This window comes from Rhizobium sp. CIAT894 (assembly GCF_000172795.2).
Taxonomy (GTDB): domain Bacteria; phylum Pseudomonadota; class Alphaproteobacteria; order Rhizobiales; family Rhizobiaceae; genus Rhizobium.
On sequence record NZ_CP020947.1, the window covers coordinates 2,091,018 to 2,109,563 of the forward strand.

Consider the following 18,546-nt stretch of genomic DNA (forward strand, 5'->3'; position numbering starts at 1 on the left):
GTCAGGCTCCAACGATGTTATCGAGTTCACGATAGTCCGGTAGGCTGCGGTCGATCACCTTGCCGCGGCGAAGCACGACGCGGTCGGACTGTGGACGGGAGAGAAATTCACTCCAGCGGCGGGCGCTGAAGAGCACGAGATCGGCCAGGGCGCCGGCGGCAATGCGACCCTTGTCGGGCCGGCCGAGAATATCGGCAGGCGAGGTGGTGACGACGCGGGCCACTGTGTCCAGCGGGTGATCGAGATGCAGGATCCGGACCGCTTCACGCAACACCTCGACCGGGTCGAGATCGCCATAGGCATAGAAGGGATCGCGGGTATTGTCGGAGGCAACCGCCGTCGCAACGCTGGCCGCCGCCAGTTCCTTGAACAGGGTGACGCCGCGCCAGTGAGGGGTCCGGCCGGGATATCGGTCCTGCAGATAGAGGTTGCACATCGGCAGCGAGACGATGGAGAGGCCGGCTTTTGCGACGATGTCGACCGTGCGTTTTGCCGTCTCCTCGTCCTGCCTGGCGAGCGAGCAGCAATGGCCTGCGGTCACCTTGCCGTCGAACCGGTTGCGCAGCACGGCTTGCGCGATCGCCTTCAGCGTCTCGGCGGCAGGATCGTCACTTTCGTCGACATGAAGATCGACGTCGAGGCCGTTATCGGCGGCAGCTCTGAAAAGCAGATCGAGCTGGCTGTCGAGATCGGCATTCATCCGGGTGACGCCGCCGATCAGCCCGCCTTTTTCTCGCACGACGGCGACCAGCTCGGCGAAATAGGCCGCGTCCACCATGTTTTCCAGCGGAAAGAGCGCCACCGCCTGCAGCGCGATCCTGTCTTTCCAGGCCTCGCGCATCTCGGCAAAAACCTCGAAGGAAATGCGGTGCTGCGGCGCCAGCGAATCGAGATGCGTGCGGATCAGGCTGGTGCCGTGCGCATAGGCCGAACGCAGTGAGAATTCCATGCGTTTGCCGACATCCGCCGTCGACCAGTACGCCTCCCGGTCCGCCCGCACGGCGTCCAGGGCGCCGATGAAGGTGCCGTCGGGATTGGCGTTGCGCGGCCAGATATGCCCCTTGTCGAGATGGGTGTGCATATCGGTGAAGCAGGGCCAGACCATGCCGTCCTTCAGATCGGACCGCGGCAATTCCACTGGTGCTGCACCTGCCGGCAGCAGCGCGGAGATGACACCATCGGCGATGACGATATCCGCCTTGACCAGCCCCTCGATCGCCGGCGCGTCAAATCCCTCGACGGCGACGGCAGGCAGCGTCGCATTGCTCAGCACGAAGCGGCCGGCATTGGGCGGCGAAATGAAGGAATAGGTCATCAGTTTTCCCGCTTCAGGCTGCTCTCATGCCAACGGTGCAGGGCGAGCCAGGAAATGAACGAGGTGACGGCGAAGATCGCCACGCCAAGCAGGGAGAGCATCAGCAGCGCGGCGAAGAGGCGCGGAATGTTGAGCCGGTACTGTGCTTCGAGCAGCCGGAAGGCAAGGCCGGAGCCGGCGCCCGCCGAGCCGGCCGCAAATTCTGCGACGACGGCGGCAATCAGCGCCAGGCCGCCGCCGATCCTGAGGCCCGTCATGAAATAGGGCTGGGCGGCAGGCAGCTTGAGGAAGAGCAGCGTCTGCCAGCGCGAGGCGCCGTAAAGCTCGAAGAGATTGATGAGATTGTGGTCGACGCTCTTCAGCCCCTGAACCATATTCGAAAGGATCGGGAAGAAGGCGACGAGGAAGGCGCAGATCAGCAGCGCCACCTGGGTCGACGGCGCATAGATCAGGATCAGCGGCGAGATCGCCACCACAGGCGTTACCTGCAGGATGACGGCAAGCGGATAGAAGGCGAGCTCGATCCAACGCGACTGCACCAGGAAGATCGCAAAGCCGACGCCGCCGACAAGGGCCAGCATCAGCGACAGCAAGGTGATCTTGGTGGTGACCCAAAGCGCTGGGGCAAGCGTATCCCAGTCCGTCACGAAAGCGTTTGCGACTGCTGCTGGACCCGGCAGGATATAGGGCGGCACGCCTGAGAGCTTCACATAGGCATACCAGATCAGAACCAGCAGGCCGATAACGAGGAAGGGGATGGCGATGCGCAGCGCGAGATCGCGGTGTCTTGCGCCTGTGGCATTTACAGAAAGATGAAGGATCTGCGGCGTATCCGTTTCGTCACGCATCAATGCTCTCCCGCCGCGTTGATTGCCCCGATCAGCGAAAGGGAGACCGTCTCGCACGCCTTCCGGTATTCTTCCGAGGTGCGGTAATGCTCGTCGCGTTCCAGGCTGGTGGTCAGCGGAACATCGGCATGCACACGGCCGGGCCTTGCCTTCATCACCACGATGCGGTTCGAAAGATAGGCGGACTCATAGACCGAATGGGTGACGAAGATGACGGTGATGCCTGTCGTCTTCCAGAGCCGCAGCACGTCGTCGTTCAGCTTCTGGCGGGTGATTTCGTCAAGTGCGGCGAAGGGCTCATCCATCAAAAGCAGCTTCGGTTTGGTCACCAGCGCGCGGGCGATCGAGACGCGCATCTTCATGCCGCCGGAAAGTTCGCGTGGATAGGCTTTGGCGAAATCCTGGAGGCCGACAGTGGTCAGCGCCTGCATGATCCCTTCATGCGCTGCCGCCTTCGAAACCCGCCTCAATCTCAGCGGCAGGTGGACATTGTCGAACACGTTCTTCCACGGCATCAGCGTCGGCTCCTGGAAGACGAAGCCGATATCGCCCTCCGGCAGGCCCCTGGAGTTGATGCGCGAACTCGGCCAGTCGATCGCCCCCGACGTCACGTCGCCAAGGCCGGCGATGATGCGCAGCGCCGTCGACTTGCCGCAGCCCGAAGGGCCGAGCAGGCTGACGAACTCGCCGCTTTCGACGGTAAGCGACATGTCGGAAAGGGCGACGGTGCCGCTGGAAAAGACCTTCGAGACCGACTGCATCACGACCAGCGGCCGCTTGCGCGTCTCTTGCGGGGATAAGGCCTGGACTTCTGCTAGCGGCATTGCTTGTCTCATTCACCAGGGAGGATGTGGTCCGCCGCCTCAGGCGGACCATCGGACGACGTCGGAGGGGCTTACTTCTTCATCGCCATTCCGGTGCTCTTGCAGACGAATTTCGTCGTGAAGGCCTTGCTGTAGTCTGTCTCCGGCTTGAACACCTTGATATCAACCATCTCGTCGAAGAACGCTTTGTAATGCGCGTCGGTGATGCACCCGATGCCCTTGTCCAGGCTGTCGCCGGATTCGATGATGCCGTATTCCTTCATCTTGGCGATCGAGTAGGCGATCTGGCCATCCGTCATTTCAGGATTGTCCTTCTTGATCAGCTCGTTCGCCTTGCTGTTGTCGCCGTAGAGGTAGTTGTACCAGCCCTCGATGGAGGCATCGACGAAGCGCTGGACGACGTCCGGTTTGCTGTCGATCATCGTCTGCGTGGTGGTGATCATCGTCGAATAGGGCGAATAGCCGTTATCGGCGAGCAGGAAGACCTTCGGTTCGAAGCCGGCCTGCTTCTGGATCTCGTAGGGTTCGGAAGTGAGGTAGCCCTGCTGGGCGGATTGCTTGTCGGCAAGGAAGGGCGCGGGGCTGAAATTATAGGGCTTGTACTGCTCGTCCTTGAAGCCCTTGAAGTTCGCCTTCATCCATTCGAAATAGGTGAGGTAACCGTCCTTGCCGAGAAACAGCGTCTTGAGCTTGGCAAGATCTTCGAATTTGTCGATCCCTGCGTCGGGGTGTGCGATCAGGACCTGCGGATCCTTCTGGAAGATCGCCGCGACATCGACGAGCGGGATGCCCTGTTCGACAGCCGAGATCTCACCCTGCGGCCCACCCATGTAGAAATCGATCTTGCCGGAGATCAGCAGCGCGCTGTTGGCCGCGTTCGGGCCACCCTGCACGATCGTGACGTCGAGGCCGTGTTTCGCATAGGTGCCGTCGGCGACCGCCTGGTAGAAGCCGCCGTGCTCGGCCTGCGCCAGCCAGTTCGTTCCGTAGCTGACCTTGTCGGCCGCATGCGCCGCGACGGCAGCGGCGAGCGCGCCACCAAAACCCATAAGGGCGGAAAAGACCGTATTCTTCATTGCATTGGGCATGATCAGCGTTCCCCTTTTGAGTTCGCAACGCCTGTGATGACGTCCGATTTTCTTCATTGGAGCGATTGCTTTGCTCTTTGAAAAGCATCAAATTTCGTGCGCAACGATGCCTTTTTGGCATCTCAGCGGCAGCCTGTGCCTAATTTGTGCGTCTGCTTTATTTTCATGCAACGAGGTTGCGATGCTGCATTCCAGAAAGCTCATCTACATCAATGAGATCGCCCGCACCGGTTCGATCCGCAAGGCGGCCGCGCGGCTGAATGTGGCGTCATCGGCGATCAACCGCCAGATTCTCGCGCTGGAGGAGGAGATGGGTGCGCCGCTTTTCGAGCGGCTGCCGCGCGGCCTGCGGCTGACGGCAGCCGGCGAACTCTGCATCGAACATATTCGCGAGGTGCTGAAGAATTACGAGCGGCTGGAAGGGCGTATTCGCAGCCTCAAGATGCAGCAGGCCGGCAAGGTCCGCATCGTTACCACGGTTGGGCTTGCCGCCGGCCCGCTGCCTGACATCATCGCTCGGTTCCAGGCGGAGCATCCGCGCGTCTTCATGCAACTGCGCAATGACGCGGGCACGACGACGGTCAATCCAGTGCTGTCGGGCGAGGTGGATATAGGCCTCGGCTTCAACATTCCGGCGACACCGGGCATCCGAACGCTTGGCAGTTTCGACATCCCGATCGGCGGGGTGCTGCCGCCCGGCCATCACCTGATCGGTTCAGGCCCGATCAATCTGGCGGATATCGTCCAGGAGCGCCTGGTGCTGGCCCAGCAGGGCACCAGCCTGCGTGATGTGATCAATCTGGCCTTGGCGCGCCTCGACGTGCATGTCGAGCCGGTGCTTGAAACCAATGCTTCGGAGATGCTGAAGAAGCTGGTCAAATCGGGGGCGGGGCTGACGATACTGAACCCGCTCGACGTCATCACCGAGTGCCGGCAGGGCGAACTCGTCTTCCGGCCGATCGCCGAGCCGCATGCGCGCCACCAGCCGATGAAGCTTTTTGCCCGCGCCCGTGCGCCGCTCGATTCCGCCACCAGCCTGTTCGTCGAATATCTGCTCGCCGAACTTGCCGGCCTCGTGCAGGAACTGCAGGCCAAGGGTCATATCGCGATGGAAAAGCCTGTCGCCCCTTAGGTGCTCTCGCCGGCGTTATTGTGAATAGAGGCTGGAAAGCGGATAGCGCTTCAGGTCGGACAGCAACTCGATGAAGCCCTTAACCTGATGGCGGCAGATCGCTTCGCCTTTCTCCGCCGTTCCGCGCGAGGCGTCGCCGACGACGCCGTGCGGATTGAGGTCATGGGCGATCCAGGCAAGCGAATGCGGCGGCAGCGGCTGGATATATCTCGATTGTCCGCGCATCCATTCGGCCTTGGAGGTGAAATTCTGCGCCTTGTCCATCCGCACCAGATCGGGGCGGAAATAGAGCATCAGCGAGGTCTCGACCTCGCCGCCATGGATGCCGTATTTCAACTCGTCTTCGCCGATCATGCCGTCGGGATGACCGAAGCGGCCCCATTGCGTCGAGATCACGGCCATCTGATAGCGGACGCGCAACTCGCGCGCGACGATGCTCATAATGTCGACATTGCCGCCATGCGAATTGACGATGACCATCTTGCGGATGCCGGCTTCGGCAACCTTGGCGCCGATTGCCGTCCAGACGGGAATGAGCAGCTCAGCACCGAGCGACAGCGTTCCCGGCCCGTAGATATGTTCGTTCGCCTTGCCGATCTCCTGCGTCGGCAGAACCAGGAAATCGAGGTCGTCGGGCTTCTGTTTCCGCAGTTCGGCCAGCATGCCGTTGGCGATCGCCACATCGGTCGCGATCGGCAGGTGCGGGCCGTGCTGTTCGGTCGAGGCGATCGGCAGGATGGCAATGGTCGTGTCGGGCGAAAGTCCGGCGAAATCGGAGCTGTTCAGTTCGTTCCAGTAAAATGGCATCGCCATCGCCGCGCCTCTCATTGCCGTTTCGACAGTGAGTAGGAAATATCGCTGCACGCGAAAAGCATCAATTTGCGCCCGCACCGATGCCTTTTTGCGGATGATGCCGCAGCGACGGTCGCCCAGAGGGCAGGCGGCACTGTCGCATGATCCCTGGATGCGGGCGGAATTCACTGAAGCCATTGCGCTGACGCGTCTGCAATGGTTTGCTGGCGTCTCTGCAAGTCAGCGCTCTTCGGTGATTCCCAATGTTCGATATTCTGTGGCGCGGCCTGGCGATTGGCGCCGGCGCAACCATCCTTATGGACCTTTGGGCGATCGTGCTCACCAAGGTCTTCGGCCAGACGCCGCCCAACTGGGCGCCGGTCGGCCGCTGGTTCTGGCATCTTCGCCGCGGCAAGGTTTTTCACGACAGCATCGCCGATGCCGAGCTCTATGAGCATGAACTGGCGCTCGGCTGGATCAGCCACTACGCCGTCGGCATTCTCTATGGCGTGATCTTTGCGCTCATCATGGGGCAGGGCTGGCTCGCCGCCCCGACATTTCTGCCTGCCTGGATCTTCGGCATCATCACCGTCGGGGCAGGGTGGTTCCTGCTGCAGCCGGGCCTCGGCACCGGCTGGGCCGCGTCCAAACATCCGACACCGAACAAGGTCCGGTGCTTCAATCTGTTGGCGCATACGGTGTTTGCATTGGGGCTTTACGGGACCGCGTTGATCCTGCGCTGAGATTGCCAAAAACCCCTCCCCAACCCCTCCCCACAGGGGGGAGGGACTAAGCTGTGGTTTCCGGCGGCGACCAAAAGCAGAAGTCTTGCTGGTTGTTACCGTTCGACGGATTGATACGATAGAGTTTATGTGAAGCGGTGCAGCATCTTAGTCCCTCCCCCTTGTGGGCAGGGCTATCGCATATGAGCGATGAGGGAGATAAGGAACTGATCGTCCCATCCCGCCTTTTTGATTTTGCGTCGGATGGATGCCTTATCTGGGTGGGATCGGATGAGGTTGAGGGCGATCTTGCGCAGCAGTGCGATGTTTGCCGGCCCGTGATCCTTTCTGTTTCTGGCGGCATCCTCGCGGAACTGGACGTCGAGCACCCAATGCAGTTTGTTTTCGATCTCCCAATGGGTTCGGGTCACCTCGATGAGGGCGGCGGCCGACATGACCGTGGAGAGCAGGAAGTAGCGGACATGGCTGGTCAGGCGGCCATCGGCATGGCGGCTGGTGGCCTCGACGGAGCCGATGGCTTGCAGGCCGGGAAAGTCAATATCATCGACGGCGACGATGCTGGCGCGGCGGCTGTCGATGCGATCATGGTCGTTCTCGGCGGCGGTCTGGATGCTGTCGAGCGGCTCGATATCGTCAAGGCGGGCAATCGCCTGGGCCAGCAGGCCGGGTTGGTTGCCTTTCAGCGCCAGGGCATAGTCGCCGCCGGTGGCCAGGATGGCGCGGGCCGTGTCGGCGCGGCAATGCAGAGCATCGGCCGTGACGATGGCGCCTTCGAGCGACAGAAGCGCAAGCGCCTTGAGCACGCCTTGCACCTCGTTGCGGCGCGGTGCGGTCTGTTGGCCGATGACCAGGCCGCAACCGGCGGCCCAGACGTTGACGAGGTGCAGCGGCGTCGCCTTGGCACCGCGCTTATAGGCGCCGCGCACCGCTTTGCCGTCGACCGCCACCACGCCTTCGATGCCTTTTGCAAAGGCTTCGGTAAAGCGGCGGAAGGCGGCTTCGAAGGCATCCGGATTGAGGCAGCGGAATACGGTGGAGAACGTGTCATGGCTGGGAATGCCGTAGGGCAGCGGCACGATCGTCTTGAGCCACCTCTTCTTGGAGATGCCGAAGTCGGCCATGTCGGCACAGCTTTCGGCGCCGCAGACGATCGCGGCAATGGCAATGAACAGGATCGACATCAGCGGATGGCGCGTATTGCGCCCCCGAGGGTCGGGCAAAGCTTTAAAACAGGCGGCAAATCGATCCATCCGACCCTCCAAATCAACAGAGAGCCTTTGAATCGATCTGCCTCAATAAAACAACTGCTTACCGCCTATATGCGATTCCCCTGCCCTTGTGGGGAGGGGTTGGGGAGGGGTCTTTTGGTTCCCCGAAAGCCCTATCTCATCGCGCCGCCCAATTCGCTCCGCGGCGGAAGATCGTCTTCATCTCGGGCACGTCGAACTCCTTGGCCTGATGGCCGAGCGAGGAATAGAAAACCCGGCCCTTGCCGTATTTGCGCTTCCAGACGACGGGCATGACGACGCCGTCGATCCAGTAGGCGTGCTCGCCGGTGAATTTGGTCGTCGCCAGAACCTCGTTCGAGGGGTCGACATGCATGTAATATTGCTCCGACGTATAGGGGAAATCGGCAATCCCCTCCATCAGCGGATCGTCGGGCCGGGTGATGTTGACGGTGTAATCGATGATGTTGCCGGGATGGGCCACCCACTGGCCGCCGATGATGAACTGGTAGTCGACGGAGTCGCGGAAGGCATCGCCCGCGCCGCCATGATAGCCTGATATGCCGACGCCGCTCTCGATCGCGGCGGCGAGGTTCTTGACCTCCTCCTTCTCGATCTTCGACATCGTCATGATCGGTACGACCAGGCTGAGATCATGGACCGAAGGATCGGCGAGCGCCTCGGTGCCATGTTCGAGATAGACCTTGAAGCCGTCCTCTTCGAGCATGGTCTTGATGATTTCGGCGCATTCCTGCGGCTCGTGGCCGCTCCAGCCGCCCCAGACGATCAGTGCTTCACGCATTCTCTTTCCTCCTGAAATTATTTCGCCAGCCGTCCGTCGACGATGGATTGGGACAGCGGGGCAGGGCGCTCCACCGCCGTTGATATCGCCACTGTCCGGCCGGTCGCAGACGCGGTGTGGAACGCTTCCATGACTTCGAGCACATGCAGTGCCAGATCGCCATTGGCGCGATGCGGCCGGTTGGAGCGGATCGCATGCGCCATGTCGGCGACGCCGAGCGAGCGATAGTTGCCGTCGGCATAGGGTGCGGCGAGCGGCTGCTCCTCGAAGGCGCCGCCCTTCTTCAGATATTCGACCGGGCCTTCGAATTTGTTGGGATCGGGCACAATAAGCGTGCCCTCGGTGCCGTAGACCTCGATCGGCACATGCTTGTGGCCGGCGACGTCGAAGCTCATGGCGATCTGCACGACGGCGCCGTTGGCAAAGGCCATCATGCCGACGACATGGGTCGGCACCTGCACAGGAATGCGCTCGCCGTTGCGCGGCTCGCTGGTAACAAGCCGTTCGGCGCGCGGCGTCGTCGCAAAGCCCGCCACTTGCGCAACCGGCCCGAGAAGATTGACGAGGTCGGTGATGTAATAGGGACCCATGTCGAGCATCGGACCGCCGCCGACCTCGTAGAAGAAGGCGGGGTTCGGGTGCCAGCGTTCATGGCCGGGGCACATGAAGCTCGCCGAGCCGCCGACCGGCTGGCCGATGACGCCCTGGTCGATCAGAGCACGCGCAGTCTGGTGGCCGCCGCCGAGGAAGGTGTCGGGCGCCGCACCGATGCGGAGATGCCTGGCCTTGGCGGCCTCGGCCAATTTTTTCCCTTCCGCGAAATTAATCCCCAGCGGCTTTTCCGAATAGGTATGTTTGCCGGCTTCGAGTGCCCGTAGCGCAACGGCGACATGGGCCTTGGGGATCGTCAGATTGACGATGATCTCGACCTTAGGGTCGGAAAACAGCTCCTCAACCGTTTTTGCCGGAACGTTGAACTCCTTGGCCTTGGCTTCTGCCAGCTCGCGGTTGAGGTCAGCGACGCCGCGGATGTCGAGAATGGGAAAGGATGCCATCGCTTTGAGATAGGCGCCCGAAATATTGCCGCATCCGATGATGCCGATACCGACTCTTTCCATGAATTCCTCCATCTGATCGTGATTGTGACGCCCGTCAGAGCGCCGGCCCGGTCGTGCTCCAGGGCGATTCGTAGAGTTCGTAGAGCGCCACGGCAGCCGCGCCCTGCGCCCAGAAATCATCGCTCGAATCGTCGAAGACGAGTTCGCTCACCCCCTTCAGCGAGGGCGGAATGGCGAGCGCATAGGCATCGCGCAGGCTGTTCAAAAAGGGTTCGCCAAGTGCGAGACTCGATCCCACCAGGATGACCCGCGGCGGCGCAAACAGCGTGACGATGTTGGCGATGGTCAATCCCACCGCTTCGCCGGCGCGGATGGCGGCGCCGATCAGCCGGTCGTCATCGGCCTTGATCAGCGCCTGGGCATGGGTCATGCCGCGCCCGAGCCGGATGGCTTCGGCAAAACGCCCGTCGGCCTGCTGTTCGCCGAGGATCGCGCTTTCGCCGGCCTGGCTGAAAAGCCGCACCACGCCGTTCGGTCCCATGCCGAGCACGAGATCGCCGAGATTGTGGCTGAGGCCACCGGCGCCGCGGAACAGGCGATTGCCGTGCAACACGCCGAGCCCCAGCGTTTGTTCCAGTGAAATCAACACCATATCCTCGAGATCCCTGGCTCTTCCGAACCAGTGATGGCCGAGCGTGATGGCATGGGCGTCGCTCTCGACGATGGTCGGGGTCGATAGCCGCGTCGACATTTCGGCGGCGAAATCGACATTGGTGTCGCGGAAGATCGGGCTGCTTCTGATGTAGCCGGTGCGGTGCTCGATGACGCCGGGAAAGCCGAGGCAGACGCTGTCGACATCTTCGAGCGACAGTCCGGCATCGACGACGCAGCGCCTGACCCCGTCCTCGACGAGATCGGCGATGACGCCGATCGGCTGCCGGTCGATACGGATCGGCAAAGCGAGCTTCGACAATACGTCGCCGCGGAAATTGGTGACCACGAACACCATTCTATTGGCGGCGATCTTGCCGCCGACGACGCGGGCGGCATCCGGATTGAGTTCCAGCGCCACACGCGGCCGCCCCCGCACCGCCTCATTGCGGATATCGCCTTCATGGCGCGGCAGGATCAATCCGTCGTCGAGCAGCGAGGCGGTAATGGCCGAGACGGTCGTGGTGGAAAGCTCGGTCCGTTCGCTGATCTCTATCCGCGAGATCGGACCATGGCGCCGGATAGTATCGAGCACGTTCAAGCGGTTGATCGCTCGCATCAATTCTGGATCTGCGGTCTTCATGAAAAACTAGCCGGCATTGTTTGTTGGGCGGAAGCCAATATTTTTAACGGGTTACGAAATAAATAGCAGGCAATTCCGTGGGGCTGTCAAGCGCATTTGCTAAAAATAGCCGCAGTTGGGTTGACATCTGGCGCAAGCTCCGTTGAATTATTCCGCATAGGGGAAAAATTATGAGGATAGGTCCCCTGGGAGGAAAATCATGAATTTTATGTTGAAGAACGCCGCTTTCGGCGGCAGGCGCATCGTATCCATGGCTGCGGCAGCCGGCATGTTGCTGGCCGGCGCAGGGGCGGCTTCCGCAACGACGGTGGTCAAGTGGCTGCATCTCGAGCTCGACCCGAAAAACGTCGCGGCCTGGGAAGAGATCGTCAAGAAATACGAGGCCCAGCATCCCGACGTCGACATCCAAATGCAGTTCCTCGAAAACGAGGCCTTCAAGGCCAAGCTTCCCACGCTACTGCAATCCGACGACGTGCCGGATTTCTTTTTCAGCTGGGGCGGCGGCGTGTTGAAGCAGCAGTCCGAGACCGGCGCCCTGCAGGATGTGACGGCAGCCCTTGATGCCGATGGCGGCAAGCTGCGCAAGGCCTATACCCCGGCCTCGGTCGACGGCCTGACCTTCGAGGGCAAGACCTGGGCGATCCCCTACAAGGTCGGCCTGGTCAGCTTTTTCTACAACAAGGCGCTGTTTGCCAAGGCTGACGTCAAGGCCGAGGACATCAAGAGCTGGACTGATTTCCTCGCTGCGGTGAAGAAGATCAAGGCGGCCGGCATCGTGCCGATTGCCGGCGGTGGCGGTGAGAAATGGCCGATCCATTTCTACTGGAGCTATCTCGTCATGCGCGAGGGCGGCCAGAAGGTCTTCGAAGCGGCCAAGAAGGGCGAGGGCGAAGGTTTCCTCGATCCGGCAATCATCAAGGCCGGCGATGATCTTGCCGAGCTCGGCAAGCTCGAACCTTTCCAGCCCGGCTATCTCGGCGCCACCTGGCCGCAGACGCTCGGCGTTTTCGGCGACGGCAAGGCAGCGATGATCCTCGGCTTTGAAGCGACCGAGGCCAACCAGCGCAAGAATGCCGGTGACGGCAAGGGGCTTTCCTCAGACAATATCGGCCGTTTCGTCTTCCCGACAGTCGAGGGCGGCGCCGGCAAACCGACCGATACGCTCGGCGGCCTGAACGGCTGGGCCGTCACCAAGAAGGCCTCCAAGGAAGCGATCGATTTCCTCGCCTTCCTGACGAATGCGGACAATGAGCGGGCGATGGCAAAATCAGGCATGCTCCTGCCCGTTGCCGTCGGCGCCGATGACGGCGTCGTCAACCCGCTGCTGGCCGAATCGGCCAAGCAGCTGGCGGGTTCGACCTGGCACCAGAACTTCTTCGACCAGGATCTCGGTGCGGCCGTCGGCCGTGTCGTCAACGACGTCTCGGTGGAAATCGTCTCCGGACAGATGAAGTCCAAGGACGGCGCCCAGATGATCCAGGACGCTTTCGAACTGGAACAATAACCAGCGCCCGCAGAGCTTCCCGGCGCTCCCGATCAAGCGGAGCGCCGGCATTGCTGCCGACGAACGAAAGCAGGATCCATGGCCAATATTTCAGTCCCCTCGATAACGACTGCCGCAAGGCCGGCACGCAGAGCCGCAAACAGCAGGAGTTCGGTCGCCCACGACCGCTTGACGGTGCTCTTACTCTTTCTGCCGCCGGCGCTGTTGCTCTTCACGCTCTTCGTCATCATGCCGATGGGCGAGGCGGCCTGGTACAGCCTCTACAAATGGAATGGCTACGGCACGCCGACTGAGTTCATCGCGCTCCGCAATTTCCAGGTGCTGTTCCGCAACGCGGCCTTCACCCAGGCGCTGGTCAATAATGGTCTGATCATCGTCATCTCGATCTGCATCCAGGTGCCGCTCGCCATCTGGCTTGCCACCATGCTCGCCCACCGCATCCCGGGCGTCGTCGGCTACCGGCTGATCTTCTTCCTGCCCTATGTGCTGGCGGATGTTGCCGCCGGCCTGATCTGGCGCTTTGTCTATGACGGCGATTACGGCCTGTTTGCCGCCATTTCCAACTTCTTCGGCTTCGCCAACCCTTACGTGCTCGCCGATAAGGATGCGGCGATCTATGCCGTGCTCGGCGTCATCGTCTGGAAATATTTCGGCTTTCACATGATGCTGTTCATCGCCGGCCTGCAATCGGTCGACAAGAGCGTGCTCGAAGCGGCCGAAATCGACGGCGCCACCGGCTGGCAGAAATTCCGCTATGTCACGCTGCCGCTGCTCGGTTCGACCCTGCGCCTGTCGATCTTCTTCGCCGTCGTCGGCTCGCTGCAGCTCTTCGACATGATCATGCCGCTCACCGGCGGCGGCCCGTCCAACTCCACCCAGACAATGGTCACCTTTCTCTACACCTATGGCGTCATGCGCATGCAGGTGGGTCTCGGCAGCGCCGTCGGCGTCGTGCTCTTCATCATCTGCGTGACGCTCGCTTTCGGTTACAAAAGGATCTTCATGCGCCATGACTGATATGAGCTCTTCCATCCGCATGCGCGCGTCGACCCGCATCTATCTCTACGTGTCGCTGACCCTGATTGCCGCCATCGTGCTGATCCCGCTGCTGACGACGGCGCTTGGCGGCTTCAAGACGCTGGGCGACCTGCGCACCAATCCCTTCGGCCTGCCGACGGAATGGCAGTGGGCGAATTACACCGACATTCTCTTCGGCGAGCGCTACTGGCTGCAGATCGGCAATTCGCTGATCATTGCAGCGCTCACCGTGCTGCTGACGCTGATCGTCTCGTCGATGGCGGCCTTCGCCTTTGCCCATGTGCGCTTCTTCGGTTCGTCCTTCCTGCTCAATTATTTCCTGCTCGGGCTGATGTTTCCGGCAGCGACCGCGATCCTGCCGCTGTTCATCCGCATCCGCGATCTCGGCTTGCTGAATACCTATTGGGGTGTGGTGCTGCCGCAGGTCGCCTTCGGCCTCGGCATGAGCATCCTGTTGTTCCGGAACTATTTCCGCAACCTTCCGGAAGAATTGTTTCAGGCGGCCTTTGTCGATGGCTGCGGTTATATGAGATTCTTCTGGCATATCTCGCTGCCGCTCTCCCGGCCAATCGTCGCCACCGTCAGCATCATCTCCTTCGTCGGCAGCTGGAACAGCTACATCCTGCCGCTGATCATGCTGAACTCGGAATCGAAATATCCCTGGCCGCTCGGCATCATGGTCTATCGCGGCGAATACGGCACGGAATGGCAATTGGTACTGGCCTTCATCACCCTGACCATCCTTCCCACGATCATCGTCTTCTTCGTCGCCCAGCGGCACATCATCGCCGGCCTGACCGCCGGCGCCGTCAAGTCCTGAGCCGAACTATTGGAGCTGCAATCATGGCATCCGTTTCACTGCACGATGTAACCAAGGCCTATGGCGCCGTCGACGTCATCCACGGCATTTCGCTTCATATCGAGGATGGCGAATTCGTCGCCCTGGTCGGGCCGTCCGGCTGCGGAAAATCGACGCTGCTGCGGATGATCGCCGGCCTCGAAGAGATTACCGACGGCGAGATCGCCATCGGCGGCAATATCGTCAACGCCATGACGCCGCGCGAGCGCAACATCGCCATGGTCTTCCAGTCCTATGCGCTCTATCCGCATATGACGGTCGCCGAAAACATGGGCTTCAACCTGAAGCTCGCCGGCGTCGCCAAACCCCAGATCGAGGCCCGCGTTGCCGAGGCTGCCCGCATGCTGGATCTTGCCGCGCTGCTCGACCGCAAGCCGGCACAGCTTTCCGGCGGCCAGCGCCAGCGCGTCGCAATGGGCCGCGCCGTCGTGCGCAATCCGGCCGTCTTCCTGTTCGACGAGCCGCTCTCCAATCTCGATGCGAAACTGCGCGTGCAGATGCGCTCGGAGATCAAGACGCTGCACCAGAAGGTGAAGACGACCTCGATCTATGTCACCCATGACCAGATCGAAGCGATGACGCTCGCCGACCGCATCGTCGTGCTCAATCAGGGCAGGGTGGAGCAGTCGGGCACGCCGCTCGAACTTTACAAGAAGCCGGCCAACCTCTTCGTTGCCGCCTTCATCGGCTCGCCGGCGATGAACATGCTCGACGGCACGGTGGAGGGTCAAAACGGCGCGCCCGCCGCCCGTCTCGAAGACGGCACGGCAATCCGCCTCGCGCCCGAGCGTCGGGTCAGACCCGGCCAGGCCATTACCATCGGCCTGCGCCCCGAACATCTCGTTCCCGGCCTGTCGGCCGGCACAACGCTTGCCGGCCGCACCATGCTGGTGGAGCCAACCGGCGCCCAGACCCATGTCGTCTTCGATCTCGCCGGACAGCAGGTCACGGCCATCGTCGACGGCGAATACCCCGCCCGCTACGGCGCCGTGTTCGAAGCAAGCTTTGCCAGCGATCAGGTGCATGTCTTCGACCGCGGCAGCGGCGTGGCGCTGTAAGTAGGACTTGTTGGGGAATACGATATTCTTGGCCTGGGAGGTCGGCGAGATCAGCCCCTCATCCGGCTGCCGCCACCTTCTCCCCGCTTGCGGGGAGAAGGGCAAATGCCTCGACCTCTCCGTCCCCATCCACACCTCGTAGGGCACGTTCCCTCTCCCCGTTTTTACGAGGAGAGGGTTAGGGTGAGGGCGAGTCTCGGCGTCTGAACAACCTAGGAGCGTCCTCAATCGTCGACGATTATTCTGCCGCGACCTGCGAGACGCCGTTGGCCCGGACGATCTTGTCCAGCAGCGTCAGTTCCTCCTGAGTGAGATCCGTCAGCGGTGGGCGCACCGGGCCGGGGTTCTGGCCGAGGACGCGCAGGCCCGCCTTGATGATCGAGACGGCGTAGCCCTTCTTGCGATTGCGCAGCGCGACGAAGGGGAAGAAGAAGCTCTTCAGGATCTCGTCGACGGTCGCCTGGTCGCCGGTGCGCAAGGCGCCGTAGAAGCGCTGGGCGAGCGCCGGGACGAAGTTGAAGACGGCCGAGGAATAGGTCGTCACGCCGGCGGCGAAATAGGCCTGCGCGTAGACCTCGTGGGTCGGCATGCCGCCGACATAGACGAGGCGGTCGCCAAGCCGCGTGGTGATCTCGATCACCTTGTCGACGTCGCCGACGCCGTCCTTGAAGCCGATCAGGTTCGGGCATTCCTCCGTGAGGCGCGCAATGCTGTCGGCCGTTAGAATGGCGTTATCGCGGTTATAGACGATGACGCCGATGCCGACCGATTGGCAGACCGCCTTAACGTGGGCGATCAGGCCGGCCTGCTCGGCAAACATCAGATAGGGCGGCAACAGCAACAGACCGTCGGCGCCGGCCTTTTCCGCCGCCTTTGCGATCTCGATGGCGAGCGACGTGCCGTAGCCCGTTCCCGAAATGATCGGCGTCTTGCCGGCCGAGGCCTTGGCGGCCTTGACGACCTCAGGGATCTCGCTCGGATTGAGGGAGAAGAATTCGCCGGTGCCGCCGGCGGCAAACAGAGCCGCGGCATCATAACCGGCAAGCCACTCGACATGGCGGCGGTACTTCGCCTCGTCGAATTTCAGCTGATCGTCGAAATGCGTGACCGGAAACGAGAGGAGACCACTGCCGACGGCCTTCTTCAGTTCAATTGGGTTCATCATGAAGTCCTGTTCTTATGTGTTGAAGACCGTGTCAGGCGCTTTCGAGCACCTGCAGAAGTGCGGCGATATAGCCGTAGCAAAAGGCAAAGGCGGTGGCGGTTGGATCCTTGCCGCTCACGGTTGGCACGTGGTCGGGCATCAGCATGTATTTGAAGCCGACTTCCTTGTAGATCCTGGCCGAGCGGAACATGTCCATGTCGCCTTCTTCGGGGAAGGTTTCCATGAAGGAGAGCTTGCCGCCGCGAATGTTGCGGAAGTGAACATTGAAGATCTTGCCGCGCTCTCCGAACCAGCGAATGATGTCGTCGATCTCCTTGCCGGGATTTTCGAGCATCTCGCCGATCGAGCCCTGGCAGAAATTGAGGCCGTGATACGGGTTTTCGCGCATCAGCACGAACTTCTTCAAGCCTTCGACGGTGCCGAGCACCCGCGTGACACCGCGATAACCGGGCGGCGTATAGGGATCGTGCGGATGGCAGGCGAGCCGGACGCGATTGCTTTCGGCGACCGGAACGACGCGTTCGAGGAAATAGTCGATCCGCTCCCAGTTTTCATCCTCGGACAAAACGCCGGCAAGGCCGGGTGCTGCCTGCTGGTCCGTCTTGTCCCAGCGGAAGCTGGCGTTCAGCGAGCCGCCGCGCCCCGGTTCATCGGGCGTGCGGGGAATGCCGATCAGGTTGAGATTATATTTGACGGCCGGAATGCCGGCGGCCGCGACATTTTCGATCATCTTGCAGACGGCGTCGATCTGCCTGTCGCGCTCGGGACCGGCGAGCAGGATATCGGGATAGGAAGCCTTCTCGATCGGCTGCGAGGGCAGGGGCAGCTGGATCATATCAAGGATCAGGCCGAAGCTTTCGACCTTGTCGCGATGACGCTCGATGTCGGAAAGCGTCCAACTGCTCGGCTTGCCCGGCGGATCGGCGCTGATATGCTTCACACCCAGTTGCGCGAAAATACGATAATCGTCGTCATCCCGCGCTGCGACCTGTGTTCCCAGATACATTCGAGGCTCTTTCCAAATTCAACAATGTCATATGACATAATATGAATTTTGGAGAGAGTCGAGCCCTATTGCTGCTCGGCGAGCATCCGGTAACGGCGTTGGCTGGCCATCATATGCGCCCGCATCGCCTGGCGGGCGCGTTCCGGATCCTGGTCGGCGATCGCCGACAGGATTTCCACATGTTCGGCATAGACTTTCTGCAGATAGTCGCGGTCATTGGCCTCGGGCAGCGTCGGAAACTGGCCCCGGGGAATGGCCTTGGGGCCGAAATGACGGAGAACATCGACATAGAATCGGTTGTTCGTGGCGGCGGCAATCGCCATGTGGAAGGCGTAATCGGCCTCCACTGTCTGCTGTCCGGCCTCGATCATCTGCGCCATTCTGCGATTGGCCTCGCGGATGGCCGCCTCCTGCTCGGCGGTGCGGCGATAGGCGGCGATCGCCGCCGCTTCACCTTCTGCCGCCATACGAAACTCCAGCAATTCCAAGGTTTCCGGGATGCTTTTAATTTCCACCGGCGTCAGCGACAGGGCGGAATGAGCCTTCGGATCGGCGACGAAGACGCCTTTGCCCTGGATCGGTTTGACGAAGCCGGCTGCCCTCAGATCGGCAATTGCCTCGCGCACCACGGTGCGGCTGACGCCGAAGGTGGCTTCCAGTTGCGGTTCGGTCGGCAACTGGTCGCCGATCCGCAGCTTGCCGGTCTCGATTTGCGCCCGCAGCTGATCGATGACCTGCTGTGCCAGTCTTTGCCGACCGCGGCTGAGTGTCGTCATGTCCCGTTCCCCAATTCC

The 18,546-nt window shown here is 61.6% G+C and carries 18 protein-coding genes; 6 read left to right on the top strand and 12 right to left on the bottom strand.

The features are described from left to right. Position 1 precedes the first annotated feature (1 nt). From RHEC894_RS10420 to RHEC894_RS10435, 4 genes are all read right to left on the bottom strand, one after another. Entirely contained in the window at positions 2 to 1,315 is a 1,314-nt protein-coding gene (locus RHEC894_RS10420; protein WP_085737200.1) for a cytosine deaminase, read from the bottom strand. After that, positions 1,315 to 2,163, bottom strand: coding sequence for an ABC transporter permease (locus RHEC894_RS10425; RefSeq protein WP_085737201.1), 849 nt, complete (start codon positions 2,161 to 2,163; stop codon positions 1,315 to 1,317). The genes RHEC894_RS10420 and RHEC894_RS10425 overlap by 1 nt, the downstream gene beginning before the upstream one ends. Next, positions 2,163 to 2,987 carry an ABC transporter ATP-binding protein gene (locus RHEC894_RS10430; RefSeq protein ID WP_085737202.1) on the bottom strand — a complete coding sequence of 275 codons (825 nt, stop codon included), beginning with the start codon at positions 2,985 to 2,987 and terminating at the stop codon, positions 2,163 to 2,165. The genes RHEC894_RS10425 and RHEC894_RS10430 overlap by 1 nt, the downstream gene beginning before the upstream one ends. 71 nt (positions 2,988 to 3,058) lie before the next feature. Beyond that, the gene (locus RHEC894_RS10435) at positions 3,059 to 4,036 is read right to left on the bottom strand and encodes an ABC transporter substrate-binding protein (RefSeq protein WP_245339516.1); all 978 of its coding nucleotides are present in this window, start codon (positions 4,034 to 4,036) and stop codon (positions 3,059 to 3,061) included. A 220-nt stretch (positions 4,037 to 4,256) separates the two neighbouring features. Here RHEC894_RS10435 and RHEC894_RS10440 point away from each other — a divergent pair, with 220 nt between their 5' ends. Then, positions 4,257 to 5,207: a LysR family transcriptional regulator gene (locus tag RHEC894_RS10440; RefSeq protein WP_085737203.1), complete on the top strand. Its 951-nt coding sequence runs from the start codon at positions 4,257 to 4,259 to the stop codon at positions 5,205 to 5,207. Between the two features lie 15 nt (positions 5,208 to 5,222). Here RHEC894_RS10440 and RHEC894_RS10445 read toward each other — a convergent pair whose 3' ends face one another. Then, complete coding sequence (locus tag RHEC894_RS10445) at positions 5,223 to 6,020, bottom strand: creatininase family protein (RefSeq protein WP_085737204.1); 798 nt, start codon at positions 6,018 to 6,020, stop codon at positions 5,223 to 5,225. A gap of 242 nt (positions 6,021 to 6,262) precedes the next feature. Between RHEC894_RS10445 and RHEC894_RS10450 the strand changes: the two genes are divergently transcribed. Then, the gene (locus tag RHEC894_RS10450; RefSeq protein WP_085737205.1) at positions 6,263 to 6,742 is read left to right on the top strand and encodes a DUF2938 domain-containing protein; all 480 of its coding nucleotides are present in this window, start codon (positions 6,263 to 6,265) and stop codon (positions 6,740 to 6,742) included. A 173-nt stretch (positions 6,743 to 6,915) separates the two neighbouring features. Here the strand turns inward: RHEC894_RS10450 and RHEC894_RS10455 are convergent, their stop codons facing one another. The 4 genes from RHEC894_RS10455 to RHEC894_RS10470 form a co-directional block, all read right to left on the bottom strand. Next, positions 6,916 to 7,992: an ISAs1 family transposase gene (locus RHEC894_RS10455; protein ID WP_010069694.1), complete on the bottom strand. Its 1,077-nt coding sequence runs from the start codon at positions 7,990 to 7,992 to the stop codon at positions 6,916 to 6,918. Between the two features lie 136 nt (positions 7,993 to 8,128). After that, positions 8,129 to 8,770: a ThuA domain-containing protein gene (locus tag RHEC894_RS10460; protein WP_010065671.1), complete on the bottom strand. Its 642-nt coding sequence runs from the start codon at positions 8,768 to 8,770 to the stop codon at positions 8,129 to 8,131. Positions 8,771 to 8,787: 17 nt separating this feature from the next. Further along, on the bottom strand, positions 8,788 to 9,888 hold the full coding sequence (locus RHEC894_RS10465) for a Gfo/Idh/MocA family oxidoreductase (RefSeq protein WP_085737206.1): 1,101 nt from the start codon (positions 9,886 to 9,888) through the stop codon (positions 8,788 to 8,790). A 34-nt stretch (positions 9,889 to 9,922) separates the two neighbouring features. Then, entirely contained in the window at positions 9,923 to 11,122 is a 1,200-nt protein-coding gene (locus RHEC894_RS10470; RefSeq protein ID WP_085737207.1) for an ROK family transcriptional regulator, read from the bottom strand. Positions 11,123 to 11,321: 199 nt separating this feature from the next. On the opposite strand from RHEC894_RS10470, the gene RHEC894_RS10475 reads away from it, so the two are divergent. The 4 genes from RHEC894_RS10475 to ugpC all read left to right on the top strand — a co-directional run bounded on the left by RHEC894_RS10475 (position 11,322) and on the right by ugpC (position 15,581). Further along, positions 11,322 to 12,626 (top strand): extracellular solute-binding protein, encoded by a 1,305-nt coding sequence (locus tag RHEC894_RS10475; RefSeq protein WP_085737208.1) that lies wholly within the window; start codon positions 11,322 to 11,324, stop codon positions 12,624 to 12,626. Between the two features lie 78 nt (positions 12,627 to 12,704). After that, entirely contained in the window at positions 12,705 to 13,643 is a 939-nt protein-coding gene (locus RHEC894_RS10480; RefSeq protein WP_085737209.1) for a sugar ABC transporter permease, read from the top strand. Further along, positions 13,636 to 14,484, top strand: a complete 849-nt coding sequence (locus RHEC894_RS10485) for a carbohydrate ABC transporter permease (RefSeq protein ID WP_085737210.1) — start codon at positions 13,636 to 13,638, stop codon at positions 14,482 to 14,484. The genes RHEC894_RS10480 and RHEC894_RS10485 overlap by 8 nt, the downstream gene beginning before the upstream one ends. 23 nt (positions 14,485 to 14,507) lie before the next feature. Continuing rightward, entirely contained in the window at positions 14,508 to 15,581 is a 1,074-nt protein-coding gene (gene ugpC, locus RHEC894_RS10490; protein WP_010068257.1) for a sn-glycerol-3-phosphate ABC transporter ATP-binding protein UgpC, read from the top strand. Between the two features lie 238 nt (positions 15,582 to 15,819). Here the strand turns inward: ugpC and kdgD are convergent, their stop codons facing one another. From kdgD to RHEC894_RS10505, 3 genes are all read right to left on the bottom strand, one after another. After that, positions 15,820 to 16,746, bottom strand: a complete 927-nt coding sequence (gene kdgD / locus RHEC894_RS10495; RefSeq protein WP_085737211.1) for a 5-dehydro-4-deoxyglucarate dehydratase — start codon at positions 16,744 to 16,746, stop codon at positions 15,820 to 15,822. Positions 16,747 to 16,777: 31 nt separating this feature from the next. Further along, positions 16,778 to 17,752: a mannonate dehydratase gene (locus RHEC894_RS10500; protein ID WP_010069456.1), complete on the bottom strand. Its 975-nt coding sequence runs from the start codon at positions 17,750 to 17,752 to the stop codon at positions 16,778 to 16,780. Between the two features lie 65 nt (positions 17,753 to 17,817). Continuing rightward, positions 17,818 to 18,528 (bottom strand): FadR/GntR family transcriptional regulator, encoded by a 711-nt coding sequence (locus RHEC894_RS10505; RefSeq protein ID WP_085737212.1) that lies wholly within the window; start codon positions 18,526 to 18,528, stop codon positions 17,818 to 17,820. Positions 18,529 to 18,546 lie beyond the last annotated feature (18 nt).